23 protein-coding genes and 1 riboswitch are annotated in these 24,186 nt (G+C 50.8%); of the genes, 12 read left to right on the top strand and 11 right to left on the bottom strand.

Annotated elements, in window-relative coordinates; genetic code table 11:
• Positions 1 to 612 precede the first annotated feature (612 nt).
• A complete protein-coding gene (locus LC073_RS01190; RefSeq protein WP_226642493.1) occupies positions 613 to 1,680 on the top strand; it encodes an AraC family transcriptional regulator in 1,068 nt (355 codons plus the stop codon).
• Positions 1,681 to 1,828: 148 nt separating this feature from the next.
• Here the strand turns inward: LC073_RS01190 and cobO are convergent, their stop codons facing one another.
• From cobO to LC073_RS01175, 3 genes are all read right to left on the bottom strand, one after another.
• Positions 1,829 to 2,443, bottom strand: a complete 615-nt coding sequence (gene cobO / locus LC073_RS01185; protein ID WP_226642491.1) for a cob(I)yrinic acid a,c-diamide adenosyltransferase — start codon at positions 2,441 to 2,443, stop codon at positions 1,829 to 1,831.
• 78 nt (positions 2,444 to 2,521) lie between these two features.
• On the bottom strand, positions 2,522 to 3,340 hold the full coding sequence (locus LC073_RS01180) for an alpha/beta fold hydrolase (protein WP_226642489.1): 819 nt from the start codon (positions 3,338 to 3,340) through the stop codon (positions 2,522 to 2,524).
• Between the two features lie 133 nt (positions 3,341 to 3,473).
• Positions 3,474 to 5,309, bottom strand: coding sequence for a TonB-dependent receptor plug domain-containing protein (locus LC073_RS01175; RefSeq protein ID WP_226642487.1), 1,836 nt, complete (start codon positions 5,307 to 5,309; stop codon positions 3,474 to 3,476).
• 125 nt (positions 5,310 to 5,434) lie between these two features.
• Positions 5,435 to 5,600, bottom strand: a riboswitch (cobalamin riboswitch).
• Between the two features lie 276 nt (positions 5,601 to 5,876).
• On the opposite strand from LC073_RS01175, the gene LC073_RS01170 reads away from it, so the two are divergent.
• The gene (locus tag LC073_RS01170) at positions 5,877 to 6,134 is read left to right on the top strand and encodes a hypothetical protein (protein WP_226642485.1); all 258 of its coding nucleotides are present in this window, start codon (positions 5,877 to 5,879) and stop codon (positions 6,132 to 6,134) included.
• Positions 6,135 to 6,175: 41 nt separating this feature from the next.
• Positions 6,176 to 7,273 (top strand): YHYH protein, encoded by a 1,098-nt coding sequence (locus tag LC073_RS01165; protein ID WP_226642482.1) that lies wholly within the window; start codon positions 6,176 to 6,178, stop codon positions 7,271 to 7,273.
• 9 nt (positions 7,274 to 7,282) lie between these two features.
• On the opposite strand, the gene LC073_RS01160 is transcribed toward LC073_RS01165, so the two are convergent.
• Genes LC073_RS01160 through radA form a run of 4 tightly spaced genes read right to left on the bottom strand, consistent with a single transcriptional unit; the run spans position 7,283 to position 11,286 of the window.
• Positions 7,283 to 8,077: an ABC transporter ATP-binding protein gene (locus tag LC073_RS01160; RefSeq protein WP_226642480.1), complete on the bottom strand. Its 795-nt coding sequence runs from the start codon at positions 8,075 to 8,077 to the stop codon at positions 7,283 to 7,285.
• Positions 8,074 to 9,069 carry a FecCD family ABC transporter permease gene (locus tag LC073_RS01155; protein ID WP_152454942.1) on the bottom strand — a complete coding sequence of 332 codons (996 nt, stop codon included), beginning with the start codon at positions 9,067 to 9,069 and terminating at the stop codon, positions 8,074 to 8,076. Before LC073_RS01155 ends, LC073_RS01160 begins: the two co-directional genes overlap by 4 nt.
• Positions 9,053 to 9,886 carry an ABC transporter substrate-binding protein gene (locus LC073_RS01150; RefSeq protein ID WP_226642477.1) on the bottom strand — a complete coding sequence of 278 codons (834 nt, stop codon included), beginning with the start codon at positions 9,884 to 9,886 and terminating at the stop codon, positions 9,053 to 9,055. Before LC073_RS01150 ends, LC073_RS01155 begins: the two co-directional genes overlap by 17 nt.
• Before the next feature lie 5 nt (positions 9,887 to 9,891).
• The gene (gene radA, locus LC073_RS01145) at positions 9,892 to 11,286 is read right to left on the bottom strand and encodes a DNA repair protein RadA (protein ID WP_226642475.1); all 1,395 of its coding nucleotides are present in this window, start codon (positions 11,284 to 11,286) and stop codon (positions 9,892 to 9,894) included.
• A 265-nt stretch (positions 11,287 to 11,551) separates the two neighbouring features.
• Here radA and LC073_RS01140 point away from each other — a divergent pair, with 265 nt between their 5' ends.
• The 7 genes from LC073_RS01140 to LC073_RS01110 all read left to right on the top strand — a co-directional run bounded on the left by LC073_RS01140 (position 11,552) and on the right by LC073_RS01110 (position 17,910).
• Complete coding sequence (locus tag LC073_RS01140) at positions 11,552 to 11,995, top strand: pseudoazurin (protein ID WP_226642473.1); 444 nt, start codon at positions 11,552 to 11,554, stop codon at positions 11,993 to 11,995.
• A gap of 15 nt (positions 11,996 to 12,010) precedes the next feature.
• Positions 12,011 to 12,808: an MBL fold metallo-hydrolase gene (locus LC073_RS01135; RefSeq protein ID WP_226642471.1), complete on the top strand. Its 798-nt coding sequence runs from the start codon at positions 12,011 to 12,013 to the stop codon at positions 12,806 to 12,808.
• A 177-nt stretch (positions 12,809 to 12,985) separates the two neighbouring features.
• Positions 12,986 to 13,330 carry a hypothetical protein gene (locus LC073_RS01130; protein ID WP_226642469.1) on the top strand — a complete coding sequence of 115 codons (345 nt, stop codon included), beginning with the start codon at positions 12,986 to 12,988 and terminating at the stop codon, positions 13,328 to 13,330.
• Between the two features lie 115 nt (positions 13,331 to 13,445).
• Positions 13,446 to 13,928 carry a DUF411 domain-containing protein gene (locus LC073_RS01125; RefSeq protein WP_226642467.1) on the top strand — a complete coding sequence of 161 codons (483 nt, stop codon included), beginning with the start codon at positions 13,446 to 13,448 and terminating at the stop codon, positions 13,926 to 13,928.
• Positions 13,929 to 13,937: 9 nt separating this feature from the next.
• Positions 13,938 to 15,665, top strand: coding sequence for a copper resistance system multicopper oxidase (locus tag LC073_RS01120; protein ID WP_226642464.1), 1,728 nt, complete (start codon positions 13,938 to 13,940; stop codon positions 15,663 to 15,665).
• On the top strand, positions 15,658 to 16,395 hold the full coding sequence (locus LC073_RS01115) for a copper resistance protein B (RefSeq protein WP_226642462.1): 738 nt from the start codon (positions 15,658 to 15,660) through the stop codon (positions 16,393 to 16,395). The genes LC073_RS01120 and LC073_RS01115 overlap by 8 nt, the downstream gene beginning before the upstream one ends.
• A gap of 249 nt (positions 16,396 to 16,644) precedes the next feature.
• Positions 16,645 to 17,910 carry an alpha/beta hydrolase gene (locus tag LC073_RS01110; protein ID WP_226642460.1) on the top strand — a complete coding sequence of 422 codons (1,266 nt, stop codon included), beginning with the start codon at positions 16,645 to 16,647 and terminating at the stop codon, positions 17,908 to 17,910.
• Between the two features lie 110 nt (positions 17,911 to 18,020).
• On the opposite strand, the gene LC073_RS01105 is transcribed toward LC073_RS01110, so the two are convergent.
• On the bottom strand, positions 18,021 to 19,097 hold the full coding sequence (locus LC073_RS01105; protein ID WP_226642459.1) for an MBL fold metallo-hydrolase: 1,077 nt from the start codon (positions 19,095 to 19,097) through the stop codon (positions 18,021 to 18,023).
• 138 nt (positions 19,098 to 19,235) lie between these two features.
• Here LC073_RS01105 and LC073_RS01100 point away from each other — a divergent pair, with 138 nt between their 5' ends.
• Complete coding sequence (locus LC073_RS01100) at positions 19,236 to 19,847, top strand: TetR/AcrR family transcriptional regulator (RefSeq protein ID WP_226642457.1); 612 nt, start codon at positions 19,236 to 19,238, stop codon at positions 19,845 to 19,847.
• A 96-nt stretch (positions 19,848 to 19,943) separates the two neighbouring features.
• Here the strand turns inward: LC073_RS01100 and LC073_RS01095 are convergent, their stop codons facing one another.
• The gene (locus LC073_RS01095; RefSeq protein WP_226642455.1) at positions 19,944 to 20,204 is read right to left on the bottom strand and encodes a hypothetical protein; all 261 of its coding nucleotides are present in this window, start codon (positions 20,202 to 20,204) and stop codon (positions 19,944 to 19,946) included.
• A gap of 323 nt (positions 20,205 to 20,527) precedes the next feature.
• Here LC073_RS01095 and LC073_RS01090 point away from each other — a divergent pair, with 323 nt between their 5' ends.
• Entirely contained in the window at positions 20,528 to 21,310 is a 783-nt protein-coding gene (locus tag LC073_RS01090) for an SDR family NAD(P)-dependent oxidoreductase (protein WP_226642453.1), read from the top strand.
• Between the two features lie 110 nt (positions 21,311 to 21,420).
• Here LC073_RS01090 and gbpA read toward each other — a convergent pair whose 3' ends face one another.
• Both gbpA and LC073_RS01080 read right to left on the bottom strand, forming a co-directional pair.
• Positions 21,421 to 22,932, bottom strand: coding sequence for an N-acetylglucosamine-binding protein GbpA (gene gbpA / locus LC073_RS01085; RefSeq protein WP_319004696.1), 1,512 nt, complete (start codon positions 22,930 to 22,932; stop codon positions 21,421 to 21,423).
• Between the two features lie 398 nt (positions 22,933 to 23,330).
• Positions 23,331 to 24,065 carry a DUF417 family protein gene (locus LC073_RS01080; protein ID WP_226642451.1) on the bottom strand — a complete coding sequence of 245 codons (735 nt, stop codon included), beginning with the start codon at positions 24,063 to 24,065 and terminating at the stop codon, positions 23,331 to 23,333.
• Positions 24,066 to 24,186: the final 121 nt, after the last annotated feature.

Here is a 24,186-nt window from a genome sequence, read left to right as displayed (position 1 = left end):
CTCTGATTTGGTACCATTGAGCCAATACTGTATTTTTTTGTCAGTCCTGACTAAAAAACTAATATTCCCAGTGACGCAGTCGTCATAAAACAAAAAGAGCTTAAAAAAGAAATTTAGGGATAAATTACCCCAAAATAACCAATAAAAAGATTTATTTTCCAGTGGACCGCAATCGAGAAGTACTCTGAAGTTATCATTGGCCTTTAAAACATCTAAATAAAACGAGTAACATTACACCGTAATAACATTTTGCGGAGATCGATACGCGGATTATCGCCAGCATTGACCTGCCCTGATCTAACTATCATTAATTTTTCCGCTCAGGACGAGCACCGTGGTTGTGCCCTACCTTACCTTCCTTGTGAGGGTAAAGATCGCTATTGCCCTCCATTACAGACATTACAGGACGTCGACTCAGAGCAGGCCCTGGCCGAAGACTGTCCTCTAATTCAGTCGCTATAAAACCCCACTCGATAAATAGCATGAGCCGTAAGGCGCATTTTTATCTTCGGGTTCCGCCCAGATTCGATCTATTCCGACGGATTAACCCCTTCCCCCTGGGAAATGTATAACAGCAATTTTTTCCCAGGGCATTCACAGGATTTATAAAAATTGACTCAACAAATAAGAACGACCCTGTTAACAGGCTTTTATGAGTTGGTGAGCCAATTAAAAGCTAGCCCTGAAGCCCTGCTAATCAGCTCTCGTATTAACCCCCACCAGGTGGAAAGTTTGGATGGATATCTGGCGCTTGATCAGGTCGCCGAACTGGTGAACAAGGCCGCTAGCCAATTGAATTGTGCAGACTTTGGGTTGCGCCTCGCTCATAGCCAAGGTGCCGCCGCACTGGGTTCCCTTGGGGCCGCAGTACTGCAGTCCCTTACGCTCGGAGAGTTCCTGAACGCAGCGATAAAACAGCTGGGTAACGCACCCTACAATCTTCGGGTTGAACTCACCAAAAAGGGCAAACACACACACCTGGACTTTCTTTGTATCGATGATCTCGAAACCCAGCTCGATAAGGACTCCCTACTCGCCCAGCAACAGTGCCGGGAGTTTCTACTCGGCGTTTCACTCGTGGCCCTCCAGCACCTATGCGGCAGTAACTTTCAACTGGAAAGTGTTCATTTAAAAGCCGATCGACCGATACATAGTCAGTACGAAAACTTCTTTGGGGTTCCCGTACGCTTTGGCAAAGAAACAGATGCATTTATCCTAAATAGCAATTCCCTGCTGCAGCCCACGGAGAAATGCAATCCAAGCCTGCGCCCGCTGCTGAAAACCTATATCGAAGAGCTTCTGCAGCAAGGGGAATCCAGTTTAATAGAGCAGGTGCAGCAGTTAATCTACTGCCTTATGCCTTTGAAACGCTGCAGCCTGCAAGAAGTGGCCAATCAACTGGGTATGCACAAGCGCACTTTACAACGCCGGCTGCGGGACCGTGATCTGGTATTTGAGGATCTGTTGGACCGCATCCGCCGAGAGCGCGCCGAATATTATTTAAGCGGTAAACAACCCCCTATGTCCCAGATTTCCGATATGCTGGGCTATCGTGAACAAAGCTCTTTCAATCGCGCCTGTTATCGCTGGTTTGGCACCACTCCGATGCGTGTCAGGCGCCAGTTAATGGCACAGTTGGCAGCCCGCGAAGCGGCACAAGAGTTGGCGGAAGTGGAATAGTTAAAGAGTAAGGGGCTTTGGCTGTGTAAACTCTGATACAGCCAAAGCCTTTTTCCACCATCTCTACTCACCATCTTCTGTCCACCCCCTCCATCCTACACATCTCTTCATAGTCAATACTTTGATTATGGCGATTGCGAAGACAAGTTCACCATTCTATGCCCCTGCGGGCGGCAACCCCGCTATTAAACGCGTGTTTTTCCGTACACATTTCACTTACGGTATCGGCAATATCTTTAAGGTACTGTTTGGCCCCTCGCCCGGTAATAATCACCGTTTGCCCCCTGGGGCGCTGTTGTATCGCCTGTAACACTGCTTCTTTGTCCAACCAACGGTAATTCAGGGCATAGGTAAGTTCATCCAAAACCACTAGATAAACCTCTGTATCCCGCAACGCCTCCCGCGCCTTTTCCCAAAGTGCCATCGCCGCGGCTTTATCAGCCTCAAAGTCCTGAGTTTCCCAGGTAAAGTCCGTACCCATTTGGTGCCATTGCAACGGGTGGGCAGCCCCCATTAACAGGTTCTTTTCTCCACATTCCCAGGTTCCCTTAATAAACTGAGTCACCACTGTGGAATAGCCAAAGCCCAGGGCTCGAGTGACGGTACCTATAGCCGCAGTAGTTTTGCCCTTGCCATCTCCGGTATAGAGGATCACGATACCGCGTTCATCCAGGGCTTTAGAAACCGCCTCATCCACAATTTTCTTACGATTCTGCATTCTCGCCTTATGGCGAATTTTTTTATCTTGTGATTCAGAACTCATAAAAACCAACAAATATTCAAACTAAAGGAAGCATGCAAATTGCATACTAGTGGAGCGAAATAAGGCTATCTTTTCATTTCAATCAGCCATGGCCAAAAACGCCGAAATAAAATCCCAAATCAAATCATCCTGCCAGAGGACGTGATGACCACCAGAAAAAATTCCCAGGCGCGCATTGGGTATCTGCTGGAATAGTGCCTGCTGATTTTCAAAAGGGGCAACATTATCATAGCGGCCCGCACAGATCAGTGTTTCCACATTCAACGCTGTTAAACGTGCAAATGTATCATGGCCCTTTCGAGCCTGGAGCTGCCGCGAGCGACACATAGCGCCCTCGGGTTTCTTCGCGGCCAGCTCGCAAACTTGGTGATAATAATTACGTAAAGGGGTATAGAGTTCAGAATCGGTAAGTTTACAGTTAGCATTCTGCAGGCGGCTGTCGCTTGCGGTTGCCCATAAAGTCACTTTTTCATCAAAGCTCATTGCCTCAACATCGTATTTATGGAATGGAAATGAGGCCCCGCCGCGCCCTCCAGAACTGGTGACCAATAAAATAAGTTTTTGCACCAACTGTGGATACTGTAAGGCAAACTCTTGGGCAACCATACCGCCAAATGACTCTCCCAATAAAAAAGCCTCTCGCCAGCCGAGATGATCCATCAGGCGTTTAAGGTCCAGGGCATAATCGGCCATATTGGGGGAGTCGAGCGGCGAATTAGACTGGCCGATGCCACGGGGGTCGAAGGTCAGAATCTCAAAATGGTTTACTAACGGGGAATCAAAAATCGTCGGGGCTACTCTGAGGTCACTGAGGGTGCCGGGATGAAATACCAGACGGGGACCATTTCCGCGAATTTCAAAATGTAATTCCACGCCTTTATCGCTAAATACCGCCACAAAATGCCTCCCGAAAAAAACTAGACGCTGCAATAGTAGACGCCGGGGAGAAAGACACTTAATTTAATTCGTTGAAACGTTAAAGGAGAGTGAACAGAGAGATAGCCCCAACAGGCTATCTCTCGAAAGATTTTTACAGGCTAAATTCTACCCCCGCATAAACTGCCGTGCCTGTAGTGTAATAACCCACAACTTCACGATAATTCCGGTCTAACACATTTTCACCGCGTAGATTAACCCGCATATTCGGTGTGAAGCGGTATACCGCATTCAAATCTACTTTGGAGTAATTTTCCAGGGCCACACCGGAGACATCGATGCGATCTTCCACCCGCTGCCAATTACCACTCAGGGTTAACTTATCTCCCAGCCAATGCTGGCTGAGACCGAAATTAAATACCCTCTGTGGAATTCCTACCCTTTCGGTGCCACTGCTATCTTCAGTGTCTAACCAGGTGCCGGTTACATACCAATCAAGGCTGTTTTTGAAACTCCCTCCCAGAGAGAGTTCAACGCCTTCCGATTCGCTCTGGCCGTTATCCTGTACATAAGCACCCATAAAGCCTAAAGAATAATCGTAAAAAATCGCATCAGTAATTTCTTGATCGAAGTACGTCAGCTCCGTCTTTAACCGTTGCGCCCACTGATATTCCACTCCCAGCTCATAGCCACGACTGGTCTCCGGGCCCACCAGTGGCACACCGCTGGAGTTATTTAAACTGATCTCATTGGGACTGGGTGCACGGTAGCCAGTCCCAATACTTGCACGATATTTCAGTGATTGCTCTTCGCCAAGGATAACAGGGATAGCCGCAGATACACGCCAACTGTTGTGATTTTCAGTTTCCAAGCTGTCGCGACGATATCCCAATGTGTAGAAAACTGTTTCAGCAAAGTCGCTGTGCCACTCGGCAAAAACCCCGGTACTTTCTAGTACTTCTTTCGACGGTGTAAAACGGTCAAACTGGGTGAAGAAATCTGTTTGCTCATACTCCCCACCCCAGAGCCACTTGCCAGAAGCTATTGTTTTGCTACCGATATAATTTGCCTCGCGAATCTCACCATGGGTAACAAATAGCATCGCGCCTGGACTGATCCCATCTATCCGATCAATCTCTTGCTGAGATAGGCTCAACTGGTGATTCCAGGAGTCTTGTTGATAATTGCCACTGAGTCTGAATAGTTCCTGATCATAACGGCTTAGGCAGTCATTGGGCATCTCTGAATAGCAGCCATCGAATTCTGTTTCCGCATCGGTTTTGCGGTAATGCCCCTCCAGTGAGAGATTTTCACTGACCCGATAGCCAAGGCGTGCACTCGCAATTAGATTATCGTACCCATCTTCTTCCCCAGTGGTATCCATCTCTCGTGCATTAAACCCGTCGGTGGAAAAGTCGGAGACATTCAGGTTGTAATACCAGGAACCAGAACTACCACCTAAACTGGCACTTGCGGTCTGTGTACCGTAACGCCCCGCTTCCAGGGCTGCCGTAGCATGAAACGCTTCAGTGGATTTTTTAGTGATAATATTAATCACACCGCCGGCGCCCGCACCATAGAGCATCCCCTGGGGGCCGCGCAGTACTTCAATACGCTCAATATCTGCAGCCTGTAGGTATTGCAACTGAGCGCCCACCTGCGGTGTAGTGGGGTCGGCGATATTCACCCCATCCAATAACACCAGGGTGCGGAAATTACTTTCACCGCGGATAAATAAGGAACTGACCTTGCCCGGTCCGCCGCTATTGCTGACAGCCACACCCGGCAATGTGCGCATCACATCCAGCAGGCTGGTGTAACCCAGGCGTTCGATATCGGCAGCATTAAGAATTGAAACAGAGACACCCAGCTGGCTCTTGGGCAGATCCAGACGGCTGGCGGTCACCGTGATTTCTTCAAGGTCCGCAGCCAAAGACAACAGCGGTTGCGCCGCAGTAAAAACGGCGACGGCTAATAAAGTTTTTTTCATTGTGGTTCCCCAATCTCGAACAGAAAAGCGGATTGAGGGAGGGTGAGTACAATCGGTGCATAACCCAAGCGGGCACACTGACCAGACAAAGCCCTCCGCTTTATCCTCGAGGCCGGATTAAAAAATTCCGGCTTAGCGCCGAGGGCCGGTATCGGGCTTGTCATTTTTCAACGAAAAAATGATTTACCGTTGCGGGGGCAGCGCCGGACTCTGTACACACATCACCGGACTTCCCGTTTACCCCAGCCAAGTGATATTGCACTGCTGGGCACCCAAAGCGGCGGCAAGTATAGCAGCGTGGATGGAAGTTCCCCAATGTAATGCGCCGTTAAATTACTTGGGCCATCTTCGATTAAATCTGTTCATCAAATCTGTTCCATAAACCCTACCCATGCCCACACTTCTTTACGGAAAATCCACATTCTTTGCGCATTCCTGAACTATGTTGGCTATCAACGGCTGGTTAAAAAACACTCCTCAGGATGGGGAAAAAACTGGCCGCCGGTTTTTATTCACGCCTGTTTCCCCAGTGCAGGCACAGCCCAGTCACATCCTATGGAGATCACCATGTACAAAGTACTTATTCCCATCGTTTTACTGGCCATGATTTCAACCGCAACGGCACAACCGCGAAAACCACCTCAGGAAGCCTATGATGCTTGCAACGGCATGGCGGAAAACGACGATTGCACGGTGGAAACTAAACAACAAGAAACTCTGGAAGGCACTTGCCTCATGCCACCGAAGGAAGAGCGACTGGTATGTGTTCCAGAAAAAATGAAAGGCCGCGGACCAGGCAGAGATAAGAAAGAAGATACCGAGTAGATAATTCGGCCCAGGTGGGCCACGCAGTTTGAGATTGTAGTATGAAGAAGTGGTTATTACTGAGCCTCACCTGTGTCGCCCCAGCGGCCCTGGGCCATCTACCTGAATCGGCTGTTGAAGCCTGCCAAGGCTTGATTTCCGGCGCCAGCTGCTCCATCGACCATAGCAGTGGCCAGTGCTTTAATTTATCCGAATCCCAGTCTCTGGTTTGTGTGCCAGACAAATTAGATATTGCCAGGGCCCCTATTCAGGAACGTGCTAACGGCCGGCCACCAGCGCGCAAGCACCGGGTGGTACAGTCAGAGGGGCTGCAATATAAAGTTCCCGCTGACCGCGACCCGATCACCTCAAGTCAAATCAAAGTCACTATTGAGGGACCCTGGCGGGTGATTGAGGCCAACGGTATTTCCTTACACAAAACCGGTGCCTTCCCCAACTCTGGTAATCCCAACGAAATCGAGACCCAGCTTTACAAATACCGAGTGCCCGCAGCCCCCAAAGTGGCAAAAAAATCCACACCGGTGACCCTGCAAAATTTTGGCATTGGCATTAACGGCGTACCTTTTGATCCCAGTGCGGCGGAATGGTATCTGGGCAACCGCGGCCTCTGGCGCTACGAAGCGCTCTCCGGTGCCGTGCCTCTAGGTGTGGACGACAATTATGCCCATGTCCAACCAAATGGGGCCTACCATTACCACGGTCTGCCCACCGGACTACTGACAAGACTACATGTAACGCCGCAGCAGCATTCACCACTGATTGGTTGGGCCGCAGATGGTTTTCCCATTTACGCACTGTATGGTTATGGAGATGGCATGAGTGGGGAATCTGGTATCGTAAAAATGCATTCCAGCTATCGGGTAAAATCTGGACCTCGGCCAAAAGGCAGCAAACAACCTGGCGGCTATTACGACGGTACCTTTGTGGCGGACTACGAATATGTTGAAGGGGCGGGCTCCCTCGATGAATGCAACGGTCGCTTTGTGCGCACTCCGGATTTCCCCCAGGGCACTTACGCCTATTTCCTCACGGAAGAGTGGCCGATAATTCCGCGCTGCTACAAAGGAACTCCATCCAAGGATTTCCGCCGTGGACCCGCTATGGGACGATCTCAGCCCCCACGCCGGCGATTTGGTTGAAAAAAAACTCTAGCCGCTGGATTTCCGCAACAAGTCCAGCGGCACAAAGTCGGCGACACCATCGCGCCAACGGAATTCGCAACTCACTCCGTAGGCTTCACCAATCAGCGCCGGGGTCAGCACCTCCTGGGGCGTTCCTTGTGCCAGCATTTCACCATCCAGTATCAATAGAATCCGATCACAGAATCGTGCCGCCAGGCTGAGATCGTGCAGTGCCAACACCACAGTTTTTCCGCTATCCGCCAGGCTGCGGAAATTTTGCATCAGCTGTAGCTGATGGCGGATATCCAACGCCGCAGTGGGCTCATCTGCGATCAACAGTGGCGCCCGCCCCACTAACAGGCGGGCCAATTGCACGCGACGCAGCTCGCCACCGGATAATTGAGTGACCGGGCGCTCGGCAAATTCCTGCGCATCAACCAATAACAACGCCTGTTGAATTCTCTGCTCGCGATCCGGCAGTCGCCCCCAGGGTAGTAATCCCAACGCCACCATATCCGCCGCACTGAGAGACCATGCCGGAGTCTCCGACTGCGGCAGGAAAGCCCCCAGCCGCGCACGCTGGGCAGCCGTCATCTGTCCGGAGGCCACACCATTCAGCTCTACTCGCCCGCTACTGGGGTTTTGAACTCCGGACAGACACTGCAACAGACTGCTCTTACCGGCTCCATTTGGCCCCACCACAGCAGTCAGCTCAAAGGGCTTAAATGCACAATGGATTCCCCGCAGGACGCTCTTGCGCCCACGCTCTAGCCCCAACTCAATGCAGGCGGCCTCGATCGTTTGCTCAGCCGCAATACTCACAACCACTGCCCCCTACGCGCCGTCAAAATTAGCCAGAAGAAAAAAGGCGCACCGATAAAAGCGGTGACCGCGCCGATACGTAGCTCCTGAGCGCCGACAAAATTAATCACCAGGATATCTGCCAGCAGCAACAGCAGCGCACCGGCAAGAGCGCTGATCCACAGTAGCCTGGCAGGGTCCTGGCGCACCAGTGGGCGTACCAGATGCGGTACCACTAGCCCGACAAAACCGATAGTGCCCGCCACTGCTACAGCGCCGCCGACAGCACTGGCGATACCCAGCAGAATAAGAAAGGGATAGGCACGACTCTGGAAACCTAGGGAAGCCGCGCTGTCTTCCCCCAAAGCCAGCGCGCGCAAATAATTGCGCGTGAAAAACAGGCACAACACCCCCACCGCCAAAAAGGGCAAAGCCAAAAACAGCTGGTCCCAACCGCGATTGGCCAGCGAGCCCATCAGCCAGAACACCACCTCCTGCATAGCGAACATACTCGGCGCATAGTTAAGCGCCAGTGCAATCAGTGCCGACAGAAAAGCGTTAATGGCCACCCCCGCCAACACCAGGCGCCCGGCACTGGCACCGCGCCCCGCCAACAGCCACACCGCCGCCGCGGCACTAAAGGCGCCGCCGATAGCCAGAGCCTGCAACAGCCAACCGGATTTCCAGGCGGCGCCATAATAGAGAAACAATACTGCCGCCAAGGCCGCGCCACTGGAGACACCGAGCAGCGCCGGCTCTGCCAGGGGATTGCGCAACATTCCCTGCATGGCCGCGCCACCCATTCCCAGTGCAGCGCCCACCAATATCGCCAACAAGGCGCGGGGCAGGCGCAACTGCCACAGGATCACCGCATCGCTGCTCTGGCCGCTCCAGCCCTCAGCCAGGGCGCTGGAAAGGTCCACCGAAACCGGACCGCTGCCCAGAGCTCCTAGCAGGGCCAATGGCAAGGCTGCCAGCAATAGAAAAACCGCGTTTTTATTGTGCTTTAACAAGAGCTTCCCTCTTATCCATCAACTGTTGCAGCGTATCCACCACCGCCAGTGCCGGACACAGGCTCAGTTGTTTAGGCAATGTGTAGGTGCGACCGCTATCGATATAGCGCTGTAACACCGGGTGGCGAGCGGCCAGGTAAGCCAAGGCAAAATGCTGTTCGCTGCCATAGAACACCAGCAAATCCGGTTGCAGGGCGATAACTTCTTCGAGACTGATACGAGCTAGGCCCTGAGAACTGGCGAGATTGTCAAAACCGGCTCGCTGCAGCAACTGATGCTCCAACATACCGCTGCCATAGGTAATGTTATTGGCAGAGAGAATCACCGCGCTGGCGCGCTGTTTGGCAGTGGGCTGATCGAGCAGCTGAGTCAGCGCACGCTTCTGTTTTTGCAGCGGGGGTAGTGGACCCAGTACGGCTTCAAAAGCATCGAGTTGTTGTTGCAACTGCTCCAGGCTGTAGGCATCGGGAATGGTTACCACATTCACACCCAGTGCCTGCAGCCGCTCGGCTGCACGCTGGGCACCATATTGCCCGGCGAGCACCAAGTCCGGCTTTAATGGCAGCAGCTCCTCGGCGCGGGCGCGGTTGAGTTGTACGTGTTCGGGTATCGGCAGTGAGCGATACTGCTCGGCAGCGGAGAGCCAAGTCAGGGAGGCGATATCCGCAGGTTCCGCCCAGTTCAGCAACACCTGATCCAGGCACAGATTTAGCGAAGCGATGCGCTCATAAGCCTGGGCTTTGGCGGTAAGTATTAACACCGCGCCGAGTAATAGTTGCCGCCAGAAAAAATTGCGCCTGGGCGCATGCGCACTCATCCGACTCAACTCATCTCGATCACGGAGAGAGCCTCCGCCAGAGTTTTCACTGAGTGCATTTCCATACCCTCGATATCATTTTTCAAGCGGTTGGCAGCCGGCACAATCGCCTTGCGAAAACCGTGCTTGGCCGCCTCGCGCAGGCGCTCCTGACCCGAGGGCACCGGGCGGATCTCACCGGACAGCCCCACTTCACCGAACACCACCAGGTCCCGCGGCAACACCCGGTTGCGGTAGCTTGAAACAACCGCCAGTAAAAGGGTCAGGTCAGCACTGGTTTCCATTACCTTGACGCCGCCCACCACATTGATAAACACATCCTGGTCGCCCACCAAGACCCCACCATGACGATGCAACACAGCCAGCAGCATATTCAAGCGGTTGTGATCGAGGCCCACTGCCACACGGCGTGGATTCCCTAGGCTGCTGTCATCTACCAGCGCCTGCAGCTCCACCAGCAGTGGTCGGGTGCCCTCCCACACGGAAGTCACCACCGAACCCGCGGCGATTTCCTCCGCACGCTGCAGGAAAATCGCGGAGGGATTGGAAACCTCTTTAAGGCCCTGCTCGGTCATGGCAAACACCCCCAGTTCATTCACCGCACCAAAGCGGTTTTTATGCGCACGCAGGGTACGGAAACGGGAATCGTGAGTGCCTTCGAGAAGGATGGAACAATCGATAATATGCTCCAACACCTTGGGGCCGGCCAAGCTGCCGTCTTTGGTGACATGGCCAACTAGTATCAGCGCGGTACCGGTCTGCTTGGCGAAGCGGGTCAGGTAGGCGGCACTCTCGCGCACCTGGGCCACGGAACCCGGGGCAGACTGCACATCGCTCATATGCATTACCTGAATGGAGTCCACCACCATTACGCGCGGATTGACTTCTTTTGCCGCCAGGCAGATGCGCTCCACGTCGGTTTCACTGAGTAGCTGCAGGGAATCGGCGGGCAAGCCCAAGCGCTTGGCACGCATGGCCACCTGCTGCAGGGATTCCTCCCCGGTGACATAAAGAGCTGGCATAGAGGTGGCCAGGTGGCACAAGGTCTGCAGCAATACTGTCGATTTACCAGCCCCAGGGTGACCGCCAATCAGCACCACCGAGCCCGGCACCAGGCCGCCCCCCAGCACCCGATCGAGTTCCGAGGCGGAAGTGGGAATACGCGGCAGCTCGCTCAGGTCGATTTCCGAGAGTTTCTGCACCTTACCAGCGCCGGCGGCACCGGCATAGCCGCTCTGGGCATCGGTGAAATTAGCCGCGCGGCTGTCTTTGTGTTCCGGCCCCAGGCGCACTTCAGAGAGACTGTTCCAGGCACCGCAGGCACCACACTGCCCCGCCCACTTCGTATAGTCGGCACCACATTCATTGCACACGTAGGCAGTTTTGCGTTTTGTAGCCAAGGCTATTCCCCCAAAGCATCACCTGGTCAAATTGGCGCACAGTTTACCCCTTATCCTACTTCAACGGGCAGCGCTAAACGGTCAGGTATGACTCTTCTTTATCTGAGGGAAGAGTTGGCATTTTCTTCCACTTTCTCAGGGATCTGCGCGATTGATCTAGATCAATTCGCTGTATTTTCACCGGGCTAATATCCGGCGCGACTCGTCTCTTTCACAGGCGGAGTTACAGCAACAACACCGACTAATCATTAAACAGGAAGTAATTATGTCGTCTATTTCTCTTCGCAGTGCGATTCTCGCACTCGCCATGGCCTCGACCTCCGCCCTGGCTGCAGATCACGAAGTTAAGATGCTGAACCAGGGCACGAATGGCATGATGACTTTCGAACCCGCCTTCCTGACCGTTGCAGCGGGCGATACCGTCACCTTCCTGCCTACCGATATGGCCCACAACAGCCATTCCGTTTTCTCTCCTGACGAAGGTACCAGCTGGAATGGCAGCATGGGCGAAAAAGTAACTGTGACACTGAATAAGGAAGGGGTTTACCTGTACCAGTGCGATCCGCACCTGCCCCTGGGCATGGTGGGTGTGATCCAGGTGGGTCAGGCCGGTAACCTGGAAGATGCCAAGAAACACGCTCAAGGAATGAGTGAACGTATTGCCGTTAACAAGGAGCGTCTTACCCAGTACCTAGACCTAGTTAAATAAGGGGGAAGCCGCGGCGTGGATATCCTATTTGAACAAGGCCCCCACCTGGTTGCGCGATTCTGCGATCTGGTTAAAGAACAGAATGACAGCGATGGCGTGCAAGCCAACCAGTTTGTGATTCGCCGCGGCACCAAAGGTGCGCTGATCGATCCCGGCGGCGATCTCACCTACACGCACCTGACCATCGAACTCAGCCGCCACCTGAACTTGAGCGATCTGGAATATATCCTGGCCTCGCACCAGGACCCGGACATTATCGCCTCACTGCCGCGCTGGATGTTGCACTCCCGCTGCAAGGTGGCGGTATCCAAATTGTGGTCACGCTTTTTGCCGCACCTGGTCTCCGGCTTTGTCGCCTCGCGCGCCGGCAGCGAACGCTGGCAGGATCGTATTATTCCCCTCAGTGACAAGGGTGCAGTACTACCCTTTGCCGGCAGTGAAATCTGGGCTCTGCCCGCGCACTTTATGCACTCCTGCGGTAACTTCAGTTTCTTCGACCCGGTCAGCCGCATCCTGTTTTCCGGTGATGTGGGCGCTTCTCTTGGCGGAGAAGAGGGTGAAGTCAACGACTTCGATACGCACATTCAATCCATGGAAGGTTTTCACCAACGCTATATGGGAGGCAACTGGGCCTGCCGCCTGTGGGTGAAAATGGTACGGGAACTGAATCCAGCCATGATTGTGCCCCAACACGGCGGTTACTTTGCCTCAGACGAAATAAAGGAGCGCTTCCTGAGCTGGCTGGAGCGCTTGGAGTGTGGACCCGATCTGCTGCGACATCAGGACTATCGCTTACCTCTGAGGAAACCCTGAGGCCTGTCTAGAGGACAGTTTTTAGAAGCGATAACCCTGTAGGCTGTAAAACCAACGGAGAGCGGGATGCTCTCCGCCTACTTCCCTCCACACATTTCTCAGTGCTACACACCCCCTTGCTTGCACCCCCTGCTGGCCACACATACACTGACCAGCACACAGCTCCAGGCCTATCTTATGCACAACGGACCCCTTCGCACCTTGCTGCTGATACTGCTGCTGGCCTTTGCCGGCTTCGCATCAGCCGTGCCCTGTGCGGAGCCAGCAGATATGCTGCGCCAAGGCATGGAGAGCACCGAACAAGGCCACTGCGAAGCGGATAAGGCCGACGATTGCCACGGCGAGCACCGCGGCGACTGTGGCATCGAATGCGGTTGCTGCCCTGGATTGAGCAACAGCCTCGCCGCGGTCTCCGACCCTATTCCGAATTTTTCCCGACCAATTTCCCTGGCAACTACCAACTCGGTATTTAAACCCTCCCCCGACCCGGAAAGCGCCCTGCGACCTCCTATCGCCCATTGAGCCTCGGCGCCAACCGAAAATTTCACCCTAAATATTTTTTTATCCGTCACTAAGTGCACCGATACTGCGCTGACGATGTGGTGGACCCGTTGATATGAATGACCGGAGTAATTTCATGTACCGATTTTTTCTAACCGCAGTGGCCGCGCTTATTACCACACTGGCCCTCAGTGCTTGCGCCGAACCTACCGAGCCCCAGGCACAGAACCTAACTACCTATAAATCCGCAACTTGTGGTTGCTGCAAAGTCTGGGTGGACCACGCCCGCAACAGCGGCTTCGAAGTAGTGACAAAGGATGTCGATGACCTCAACGGCGTCAAAAAGCAGCACGGAATCGAACCTCGCTACCAGTCTTGCCACACCAGTGTGTCCAAGGAAGGCTATGTTTTCGAAGGGCATGTACCAGCCAAACTGATTCAGCAATTTTTGCAGAGTCCACCTAAAGGGGCTTTGGGGTTGGCCGTACCCGGTATGCCTCTAGGCAGCCCTGGTATGGAAATGGGCGATCGCTTTACCCCCTACCAGGTGATGCAACTAAACAAGGACGGCAGCAGCGTGGTGTATGCAGAGATCAACGCAGCTGGAGAACAGTTCTGAGGACTGTCGATGACAAAACCTCCCCGGTATGGCGCGATATCGCGCCGTACCTTTGTAACTGGAATCAGCGCCGGAATGGCCCTGCTGGGTTTGCCCGGTTTCCCCCTTCCCGCCAGGGCAAGGGTGCCCCCACCAGCCGTTCTCAGTGGCAACCGCTTCGACCTGACGCTGGGCAATCAGCCGGTTAACTTCACCGGCCAAGCTAACACTGCCCTTTCCATCAATGGCGCCACACCCGGCCCGATTCTGCGCTGGAAAGAGGGCCAAACGGTTACTCTGGATATCCACAATTCGCTGACTACCGGCAGTGCCATCCACTGGCACGGCATCAGACTGCCAAGCACCATGAACGGCTTTCCCGGCATCAATTTCGCCGGCATTCAACCCGGTCAGCACTTTCGCTACCGCTTTAAAGTGCAGCAAAGCGGAACTTACTGGTATCAGGGGACTTGGGGATTTCAACGACAGAAAGGACTCTACGGTGCCATAGTGATCGACCCAGAACAGACAGATCCCATCACGAGCGACCGGGATTACGTGGTGCTGCTGTCCGACTGGAGCGATGAAAACAGCGCGTCTATTTATGCCAACCTGAAAAAAGACGGCCGCTACTACAACCGCCGCCGCCAACGCACCGCCACCGATCTCTGGCGCGAGGTGCGGAACAAAGGTGTCGAGCAGACACTGCGCGAGCGACACCGCTGGAACCTGCTGGGCAAATCGGACCGGGATGTCTCCGATGTCGGCGGCTACACCTTCCTGATTAATGGACAAACCCCCGAGGATAATTGGACTGCCCTCTTCAAACCGGGTGAAACCGTGCGGCTGCGTTTTATTAACGCCTCCGCGATGACCCTTTTCGACCTGCGTATCCCCGACCTGGAAATGACGCTGGTGGCGGCAGACGGCCAGAATATCCAACCGCTGCGTGTGGATGAATTTCGCCTGGGTACCGGCGAGACGTACGATGTGCTGGTACGGCCCAATAGCGACAGGGCCTACAGCTTGTTTGCACAAGCCATCGACCGCAGTGGTTACGCCTGCGGCACCCTAACCCCGCAACTGGGGCTCGCCGCCGAAGTGCCCTCCCTGGACCCAATCCCAATACTGGGCAAACGCGACCTGGGCCTGGGCAGTATCAGCTCCACGCCAGCTTCCGAAGAAAAAACTGCATCGAGGCTCGCTCCCGCTGGCCTGGGCAGTGACAGCCCCATCTCACATCCATCCAGTGAAAAGGGTTTTGCTGTTGCCACACGTACACAAATGCCCGTAAATGGCTTGGGCGACCCCGGCGTGGGCCTGCGAGATCATCAACAGCATTACAGCCGCCGCGTGCTCAGTTACGCCGACCTGCGCAGCCTCATGCCCACCTCAGATCCACGCGACCCCCAGCGGGAATTACAACTTCACCTGACCGGCAACCAGGACCGCTATATGTGGTCCATCGACGGGATTAAATTCAAAGACGCCTACCCTTTGGTTTTTAATCACGGCGAACGCCTGCGAATTACCCTGGTGAACGACACCCTGATGACCCAACCCATGCATTTGCATGGCTTCTGGAGTGAACTCGAGACCGGTGACGGTGAATATATGCCGCGCAAGCACACCCTTATGGTGCAGCCTAGCGCCAAAATCAGTTATTTGATTAACGCCGATACTTACGGACGCTGGGTTCTCCAGTGCCAAATGCTATATCGCGCAGGTGGTATGTGTCGCGAGGTACGCATTGTTTAAATCTCTTTGCCTAATTTTAATCATCACACTCAGTATCCTGGCTGGGAGCGGTTATGCCCAGGAAGAGGGACATCTGCATCACAGTATTCAGTCCCGCACTGGCGGAGAAGAATCGGTAGCCAAACTCAGCCTGGATTACTTTGAGCTGCGTGGAGATCACGGTGCAGCAATCGAGGGGGACTTAAGCTACGGAGGCGATATCAATAAAGTGGCTGTCGAAGTCGTCTTTGAACGCACTGCTGGACAAATTGAAAAGAATGAACTTTGGGGAGTTTTAAGCCGCGCCATCTCGGCAAAGTGGAACTTTATCGCCGGTATACGTCACGATTTCCAGCTGGAGAGTACCAGCCGCAACTGGGCTGCAATTGGTATCGTGGGAGAAACGCCTTACTCACTGGAAATGGATGCCGTATTTTTTATCGGAAAAAGTGGCAGTACCGCTCTTAGAGTCGAGGGCGAATACGATTTAAAAGTCACCAAGAAATTGAGCCTGGCTCCTAGGTTTGAACTGAATTTTTTTGGCCAAAATGACGAAGCTCGGGGCAGTGGTTCAGGATTATCAGAATTAGAGTTAGGTGTACGCCTTATTTATGAAGTCACCCAAAAATTCTCGCCTTACGCTGGCGTACACTACTCGAGGGAAATAGGAAATGCCGCCGACTTTGCCAGGGAAGAAGGTGAAAATGTTGGCCTGACAGTTTGGGTATTAGGGGCTCGCCTCTGGTTTTAACATAAAAGAATGGTGCTAATTTTACCTTGCCATAAAATATTTCAAATTCGGTATAAACCCGAACCCTAATCACTCTCTTTGTATTAAAGAATAAAAAAACGCCATACCAAGCCCACCTATCCGAACGAACTCCCAAGCCTTTACCAACCGCTAAGATTGCAATAGCATTCCAGCAACTCCCTGAAATTATCAAGGATACAAACCCCAATAGGGTTAGAGGTACCATTAATCCATAGATGAGTTAGAAAAATGCCCCTTAGAAAAATAATACTGGCCTGTTTTTTCTGCACCAGCGCTATAGCCGAGCCTCAAAAACCTCAGGAGGTGGATCATATTGTTACCAGTGAACCACTTAATTATGCTGAAAAAATCCACTTCCAATCCAAACTACTGAACCGCTCAGTTGCTATAAATATTTATTTACCGCAAACATTCCACCAAGCATCAGATCAGCAAAGATATCCTCTTATAGTTATTAACGGCATCCATGGTGCTGAATTCTTCCATACACTCACCGGTGTCGTGAAACATCTAAGTAGTGTTGAGCGAATGCCAGAAACCATTGTCATCAGCCTGAATGAGGGAGGCGATGAACCGGAAACCTACTTAAAGGGCATGTGGACACATACTCAAACTGAGAAATTCAACGCCCATGGCAGGCCCGGCACTTATATTAAATTTCTGGAGGAGGAGCTTTTCCCATATCTTAAGAACAACTACCGTGCTCTGGATCACCGCATGATGATTGGTGTCTCTACAAGCAGCATTTTCCCACTGTATACATTGTCAAATGCACCGGATCTGTTTCAATCCTATCTATTTTTATCGGCTGCAGACATATTGGGAATGGGGCCAAGTTCAGAGGCAACTTTCATCGATGAAATAGTTGAAACACTGCAAGCTTCACCAAAACAAAAAATGACTCTTTATTTCGCCATGGCTGATAGTGATATGCTCAAAGACAAGCGCTATCCTATTCTGCTGAAAACCCTAAGTAAGCGGCTCAGTCCGTATGCATCAGAGAACCTAAAACTTAAAATAGAGGTGATTAATTATGAAAATCACTACGGAGCCTTCATTAAGGCCCTGCTCTCAGCTATAGAACTTAACTACCCACAAGCGAGATGGTCTGCCGATTATAAATCGCTAGTTTCCCAACCTGGTGACGCGATGGGAAATATTGACAGCTTCTACCAATCACTCTCAAAAGAGTATGAATTTCCTATATTGCCAAGAGCCACTCGCTGGAGGAATGTAAATAAACTGAGCTACTTGACAAGCTACCTTCGAAAAGAGGGGCGCATTCAAGAAGCGACCACTGTGGCGAAACGATGGATCGAATATCGTCCAAATTCTATTGATGCCTACCAGCAACTGTCTGATCTACTGAAAGATCAAGGTGATATTGCAGGGGCAACTTCCGCCCTGAAAAAAGCAATAGAGATTGCTAGCTCTCAAAACAAGGGTAGAGCTGAAGACTTAAGGAGCCGGCTGGCTTCCCTGAGTACACATTAGTCCTGCCAAGAAAAATAAGCTGTCATTTCCCGGGATTACTGCTAACACTAATTCCACTATATTCTGGCGACTTAAAGAAACACACCAATAAAACATTATTGAAATGGAAGCTATAGCTCGGCCGCCAGCTCACCAGATTTATCCATAAGCATTTCCCGCCACCAAGTTTGGGTTATCTGAGGAGCTAGTACATTTACCGGAGCTCCGATAATGGGAGTCAAAACGGTTGATCCATGGACTTCTGCAGCTGCAAGCGCTCGCTCCAGAGGTTCAAACCAGTCGTGCAGGGCCAGGTCAAAGGTACTGTTATGAATGGGAACCATGACACGGCCACGCAGATCCAAATGAGCCTGCACACTCTCTTCCGGCTTCATGTGGATTTCACTCCACAGATCGTTGTAAGCACCCGTTTCTATCAGGGTCAAGTCAAAGGGGCCTAAGCGCTCACCGATTTCCTGAAAGCCTCCAAAGTAACCACTATCACCGCTAAAGAAAATTCGAGCTTCACGCCCCGCTATCACCCAGCTGGCCCACAAAGTTGTATCCCTATCCGTAAGGCCACGCCCGGAAAAATGTTGGGCCGGAGTGGCCGTAAATTGCAGACTGCCTAATGAAAGAGACTGCCACCAGGCCAACTCGGTAATCTTGTTTGAAGCAACCCCCCACTCCCTTAAGTAAGCACCGACCCCCGTGGGGACAATAAAGCGCTCCACTTTCTTATCCAGGATACGCACGCTGGTTTTATCCAGGTGATCGTAGTGATCATGACTGATTAATACGGCTTTTAATGCCGGCAGGTCTTGCAGGGACAAAGGTAGCGGGTGGAAGCGTTTAGGTCCCATCCACTGTACTGGTGAAGCCCGTTCGCTGAACACTGGGTCAGTAAGCACATACTCCCCGTCAAGGCGAATCAATACTGATGAGTGCCCCAGACGATAGATCGTGGGCTGATTCTCATTTTTTGTGAGCACTTCCTTTGTGATCGATTGTAGTGGGATAGGCGCTTTCGGCACCGGTGCCACCCTCTCAGTGCGGACATAGGCACCGATGATCTCCGCCATCTTACCCAGCCCTGCCTTGTAGTCGATCTCCGTATTTTGAAACTTTTTCGGCTGTGTAGCACAGCTAGTAAACAGACCAACGGACATAGCGATCACTCCTACTAATAACCACCAGCGCTTCTTCATCGACAACACCAAGTAAACTATGCAGTGCAGTTTATTGATGAAAGAGACAAAAGTAAACCAACTAGTGTAAAATTAATCGTGAAGTGTAATTCCCCGCCGGGCAGATCTCCTGGTGTAAACAGAGATATTGAGAGTCACATGAGTGAAAAAAAGCCGACCAGAAGTGAGCTAAAGCGCCAGGCCATTATTGATGCTGCTAAACAGGCTTTTCAGGAACTCGGCGTTCAGGGGACCAGCATGGATGAACTGGCAGCCCGCGCCCAGGTGTCCAAGCGCACGGTATATAACCACTTTGCCAGTAAAGAAGCGCTGGTGATGTTTTTAATTGGCGAGCTCTGGCAGCAGGCAACCCAGTCCTCCGGCTGCGACTACCACCCGGGTAGCGACCTTCATGCGCAGCTTTGCGCGCTACTGGAGCTGGAAATTAAAACCATCTGTAACCCCCAGTATATTGAACTGAACCGTATGGCCTTCGACTACTTCTTCCATCAGCCGGAAGCCCTGCGCCAGGAAATGGAAAAATACAAAGCCCATGAAACTGGCGTACAACGCTGGATAAAAGCCGCCGTAGCCGATGGCCGACTGAAGCCACTAGACCCAGAAATCGCCAGCGGGCAGATACACAATTTAATCAAGGGAAGCTGCTTTTGGCCACAGATGTTACAACTCTCCGGCCCGCCTAGCCCAACCGAACAAGTGGCACTGGCAGAGCGTACTGCTGGGATATTTTTGAGTCATTATCAAGCTTGACCGCTCTAAAATGATGCTTGCGCAGGGCCTGTTTGAATGTCGCCTTTGGGCATTTATAGTTTTTATAATTCAAACAACTAGCCAAGAGAAATTTGATTAATCCCATTCGATTTCATTGTAGCTTTCTTTATCTTCAACAAAATTCATGGATTCTGAGGAAATAAACAAAGCAAATTTTGGCTTTCCCAAATTTTTGGCTGCTTCAGCCGCCTTTTCGATCTGACTAAACTGTATAGTATGTTCCCATAATTTCGGATCATAAATTTCGCACTTTAGTAGCTCACACATTTCCAGCTGCTTATCCCTAAGAAAATGTTCAACCGTATTACTGGCTTCATTAGGCCCCTTTGATGGCAACAAGTATTCCACAAAGAAAACGCAGAGCCATCATCGTCTAACAAACATCCTTCCATACGGCGTGACCTTGCTGAAACGATCCAAATATCTTTTTTATCCACATTTATTCCTTATGGAGAACATGACAACCAAACGAAATTTGCGAAAACCATTGATATTACTTTTGGGCAAATAAATCTAAATAAATTGTCTTATTTACTCTCCAGTCTTAACAGTCAACCCTCGCTACAATATTAAAAACTAACTCCATAAGGTGTCCACGAGAGTGCTAGTAAAGAATCTCCTCCTATCAGGCATTACCATCACAACAATCCGAGGCCAAAATGCCCAACACCTCATCCCCCTTTGATCTCAGTGGACATGTAGCCATCATTACTGGTGGAAATCGTGGAATTGGGCGCTCCATTGCGCTGGGTATGGCTCGTGCCGGCGCGGCGATAGCCGTGCTTGCTCGAAATAAGGAAAAAAACAAGCAGGTTCTCGCTGAGCTGAAGGAAATCGGGGTTCCCTCTATGGCATTACACCTTGATGTAACGGCGCGTGAAACATTGTCCGAGGCCATAGATGCAGTTAAAGCTGACTTGGGCAGGATAGATATCCTTGTTAACAACGCAGGGAGTGTCTCTGTGACCGGCGGTATTCTCAACGAATCGCCCGAGGTCTGGGATATCACAATGGCCACACATCTTGACGCGACATTCCTCCTTTCAAAATATGCTGCGGCCTCCATGGTTAAGCAAAATAGTGGAAAAATTATCAATCTTGCCAGTATGTATTCCTATTTTGGTGCGAAATTAGTTCCCTCTTATGGTGCGGCGAAGGGTGGTATTGTACAACTGACCAAAGCAATGGCCGTTGAACTCGCAACACATAATATTCAAGTCAACGCAATCGCCCCAGGGTGGATTGTTACGGAATTGACTGAGCTAGTACGCGAAAGCCCAGATTATATTGAGTTCAATAAAATGATCCTTGCACGTACACCTGCGGCTCGTTGGGGTGAGGCTGACGACATAGCTGGAGCAGCTGTTTTTCTTGCATCGTCTGCTTCGGATTTTATAACAGGCATCACCCTGCCGGTTGATGGCGGATACTCCGTTTGTTAACCCTGCTTATTTAAACCAACTGAACGATTAAGCCAGTAAAAATTTGACACGACCAGCTGGAAGAAAAATAAAAAAGGCCCCATAGAGGGGCCTTAAATTGCCTAGCCTATTTACAGTTTATCCCAAGCCATATCCCAGTTTCGACCTCTACCCGGCTCATACTGGTTTGCACTTCTGCTCCACTGGACACAGTAGCCAGAGTTAGGGAAGGGCTTACACTGATAAATATTTCCATCACTACCCTTTACTTTAGTCCCTGCGGTATAGGATTTTAGGCCTTCGGGGAAAACAAAGTCGTAGTCACCTGCTGGCGGTGGAGATGTTTCGTCTTCCATCAAATGGAAATCTTGTGTAGTTTGATCAATCAGATTGCCATCAATATCTTTTGTCACGATCACGAGCATATGATGGCCTGGTTCAGACTTTGAAAGTGTCAAAGTCCTATCTAATCTCTGACCATCTCTCATATTGACTTCATAATTAGCCAGTGTTTCACGAGCATGGTTCAAGATTTTCAGCTCAGCCCTGATATTTCCTTTTGCGGTAAGAGCAAGCTGTAGTGAGAGTGGATCGTCAGATATTGTGTACATATCTTCAAGTCCTGACACATTTAAATCATAATCTGGGGTAGGACTATTGATCTCATAATTAATTTCAACACGCTCTAAACCACTTCCATCCTGTAAATAGATTGGGTTTGAACCGAAGACAGGGCTAAATTGGTCTTCGCCATTTAACTGGCCTGCACGAATACTGGTCTGTTCTTGGTTGATTTTGGTTGCAAGATCATAGGCCCAATTATTAGCCATACCCTGCTCATCAGTAGCAATTTCCAGCACGGTTGCATAAGCTGGCTCTTCATTGCTGCTACTGTAAACACGTGTGGAAACTTTATCACCAACTTTTAGGTTTTGTGTGGGATTGATAGTTCCACCTTGACTCCATCCTGTTTCAGGTATGCCATCGCCACCAAATTCCACATCGATAACATTGTAAAAGGCAGCGGCTGTATCAGCGACATCCCACACAGCAAGAATAACTTGATACCCATCTCGCTGAGGCACCACACATTCATGATGCATATCAATGGGTGGCTTCTGATTATTTCCATCAATAGTACAAAATGGATTTAGATCAAATGAAGCGCGGGATAATGGTAGATTGGGATTCCAATCCGGCTTGGTAATATAATATTTCCAGTCACGGGCTACGTGATTTGCAGTAAAGTGCCACTTAAAAGTTTGCTTACCTGCAGTTATAGGATTTTTAAGCCAACGGTCAGCAGTTTGCTCATTTAATGGTGACCACACATTGCTACCGGCACTCGCAATCAGGCCATCAGCCGGACCGCTCTCCGGAAATCCTTCCGGTCCTTCAACACTTTGCGGCTCCCATTGAACGGCTCCACAATTCATATTTTTTTGGCCTGTTGTGGATAGTGGGTATTTACATAAAGTACCTCGTGCAGATGCCACACCTCCACCATATTCTTCTACATAGCCATGACTCATTGTATTAGAGCTGGCACCTACCAAAATCATCGCCAATAGAGTTTTATTTAATGTAGGTTTCTTCAAGGATGAAGCCGTTTTTTTCACTCGTAAAATCATATCTACAACCATTACTTATGCATGTGCGATTTCCTTCCTGGGTTTACTTAATTCCCTATTAAATCTGATAAAGTAAGTATTACTATTTTTAAAAAATTACTCACAAGGCGTTATTGTCAGATTAATGGACTTTGACCTTTAGATACGGTTCCGAATAATTTCGCAATTATGCAAACATAGTGCAAAATTGTCACCAAAGGCCATATCACTCTTTTGAGGAAGAAATAATTTATTAATTTAAGGGAATTTCTTTTTAGGCTTATTGTCTTTTCCAAAGAAAAAAATCCGCACATAAATATTCAAATGGACCTAGAAAAATAGGAAACGGGAAGTAGCCACCTAGGAAGCCAGAATAATTATTCTAAATATATGACTAAAAATTAGAATTTGTCCCTAATACTTAATTAAGGCTAGAAGGCCGATAAACACCTCATCTCCACTGGGCAGTTTTGGCGCTTACGGATATCGATCATTATTAGCAGGTTGGCGATAAACCATAGGTCTTTAATGATAAAAATGCCACTTGAGGCCAAAACTCCCGGGCTCTGCCAACTTCCGGGATAGCTGAATAGAAAGGTCTGAGTTGCCACAAACACTGCGGCACAGAGCAGTACCCCCGGCCAAAACAGAGGCCGCATGACTATGCCCAAAGCCAGAATGATCAAAGCGATTAAGTCATAGATGCCAATCAGATTGGAGGCCTGCTGGATATTGAAAATGCTATAGAGCCATGCCATCAAGGGAGAGCTACTCACCAGACCCTCAATGCCCTGGGCTTCTATTGCGGTGAATTTCATCCCGCCAATCCACAGCAGGACCAACCCCACCGGTAAATAGTTCAGCCAGATATAGCGCTGTGACTGAGAGGCACTGCGGCTCAACAGTGTCAGGCCAATCGCAGTGAGGGCAAAATACTTGATCACGCCTTGCCCGGAGCCAATGGCGGGAAACCCACCGAGGCTATCGATCCAATGTGCACTTCCGAGGAGAGTCAGCAATGGGACCAAGGATATAAATAAAATTAGTAGTGCCAGAGGGCGAATATATTGTAGTTTAAACAGCGATAACAGGGCCAGCACGGCAGCTGCCGCAAAGACTAGTGCTACAACAATTCTTACGGTGTTCAAGCCTGCCTCACTATTCACACCATAAAATCCGAAAATGGAGGCCAAACCCCCACTCTGGCCAAGAAACAAAGCGGCAGCAATCAATGCAAATGAAAGGCCCAGTAGGGCCCTAGAAGTTTTTTGTAAAAAGGTATTCATC

It is taken from the genome of Microbulbifer variabilis (genome assembly GCF_020524905.1).
GTDB lineage: Bacteria > Pseudomonadota > Gammaproteobacteria > Pseudomonadales > Cellvibrionaceae > Microbulbifer > Microbulbifer variabilis_A.
The sequence above is the reverse complement of the archived record's forward strand: the minus strand, read 5'-3'. Positions and strand labels throughout refer to the sequence as shown.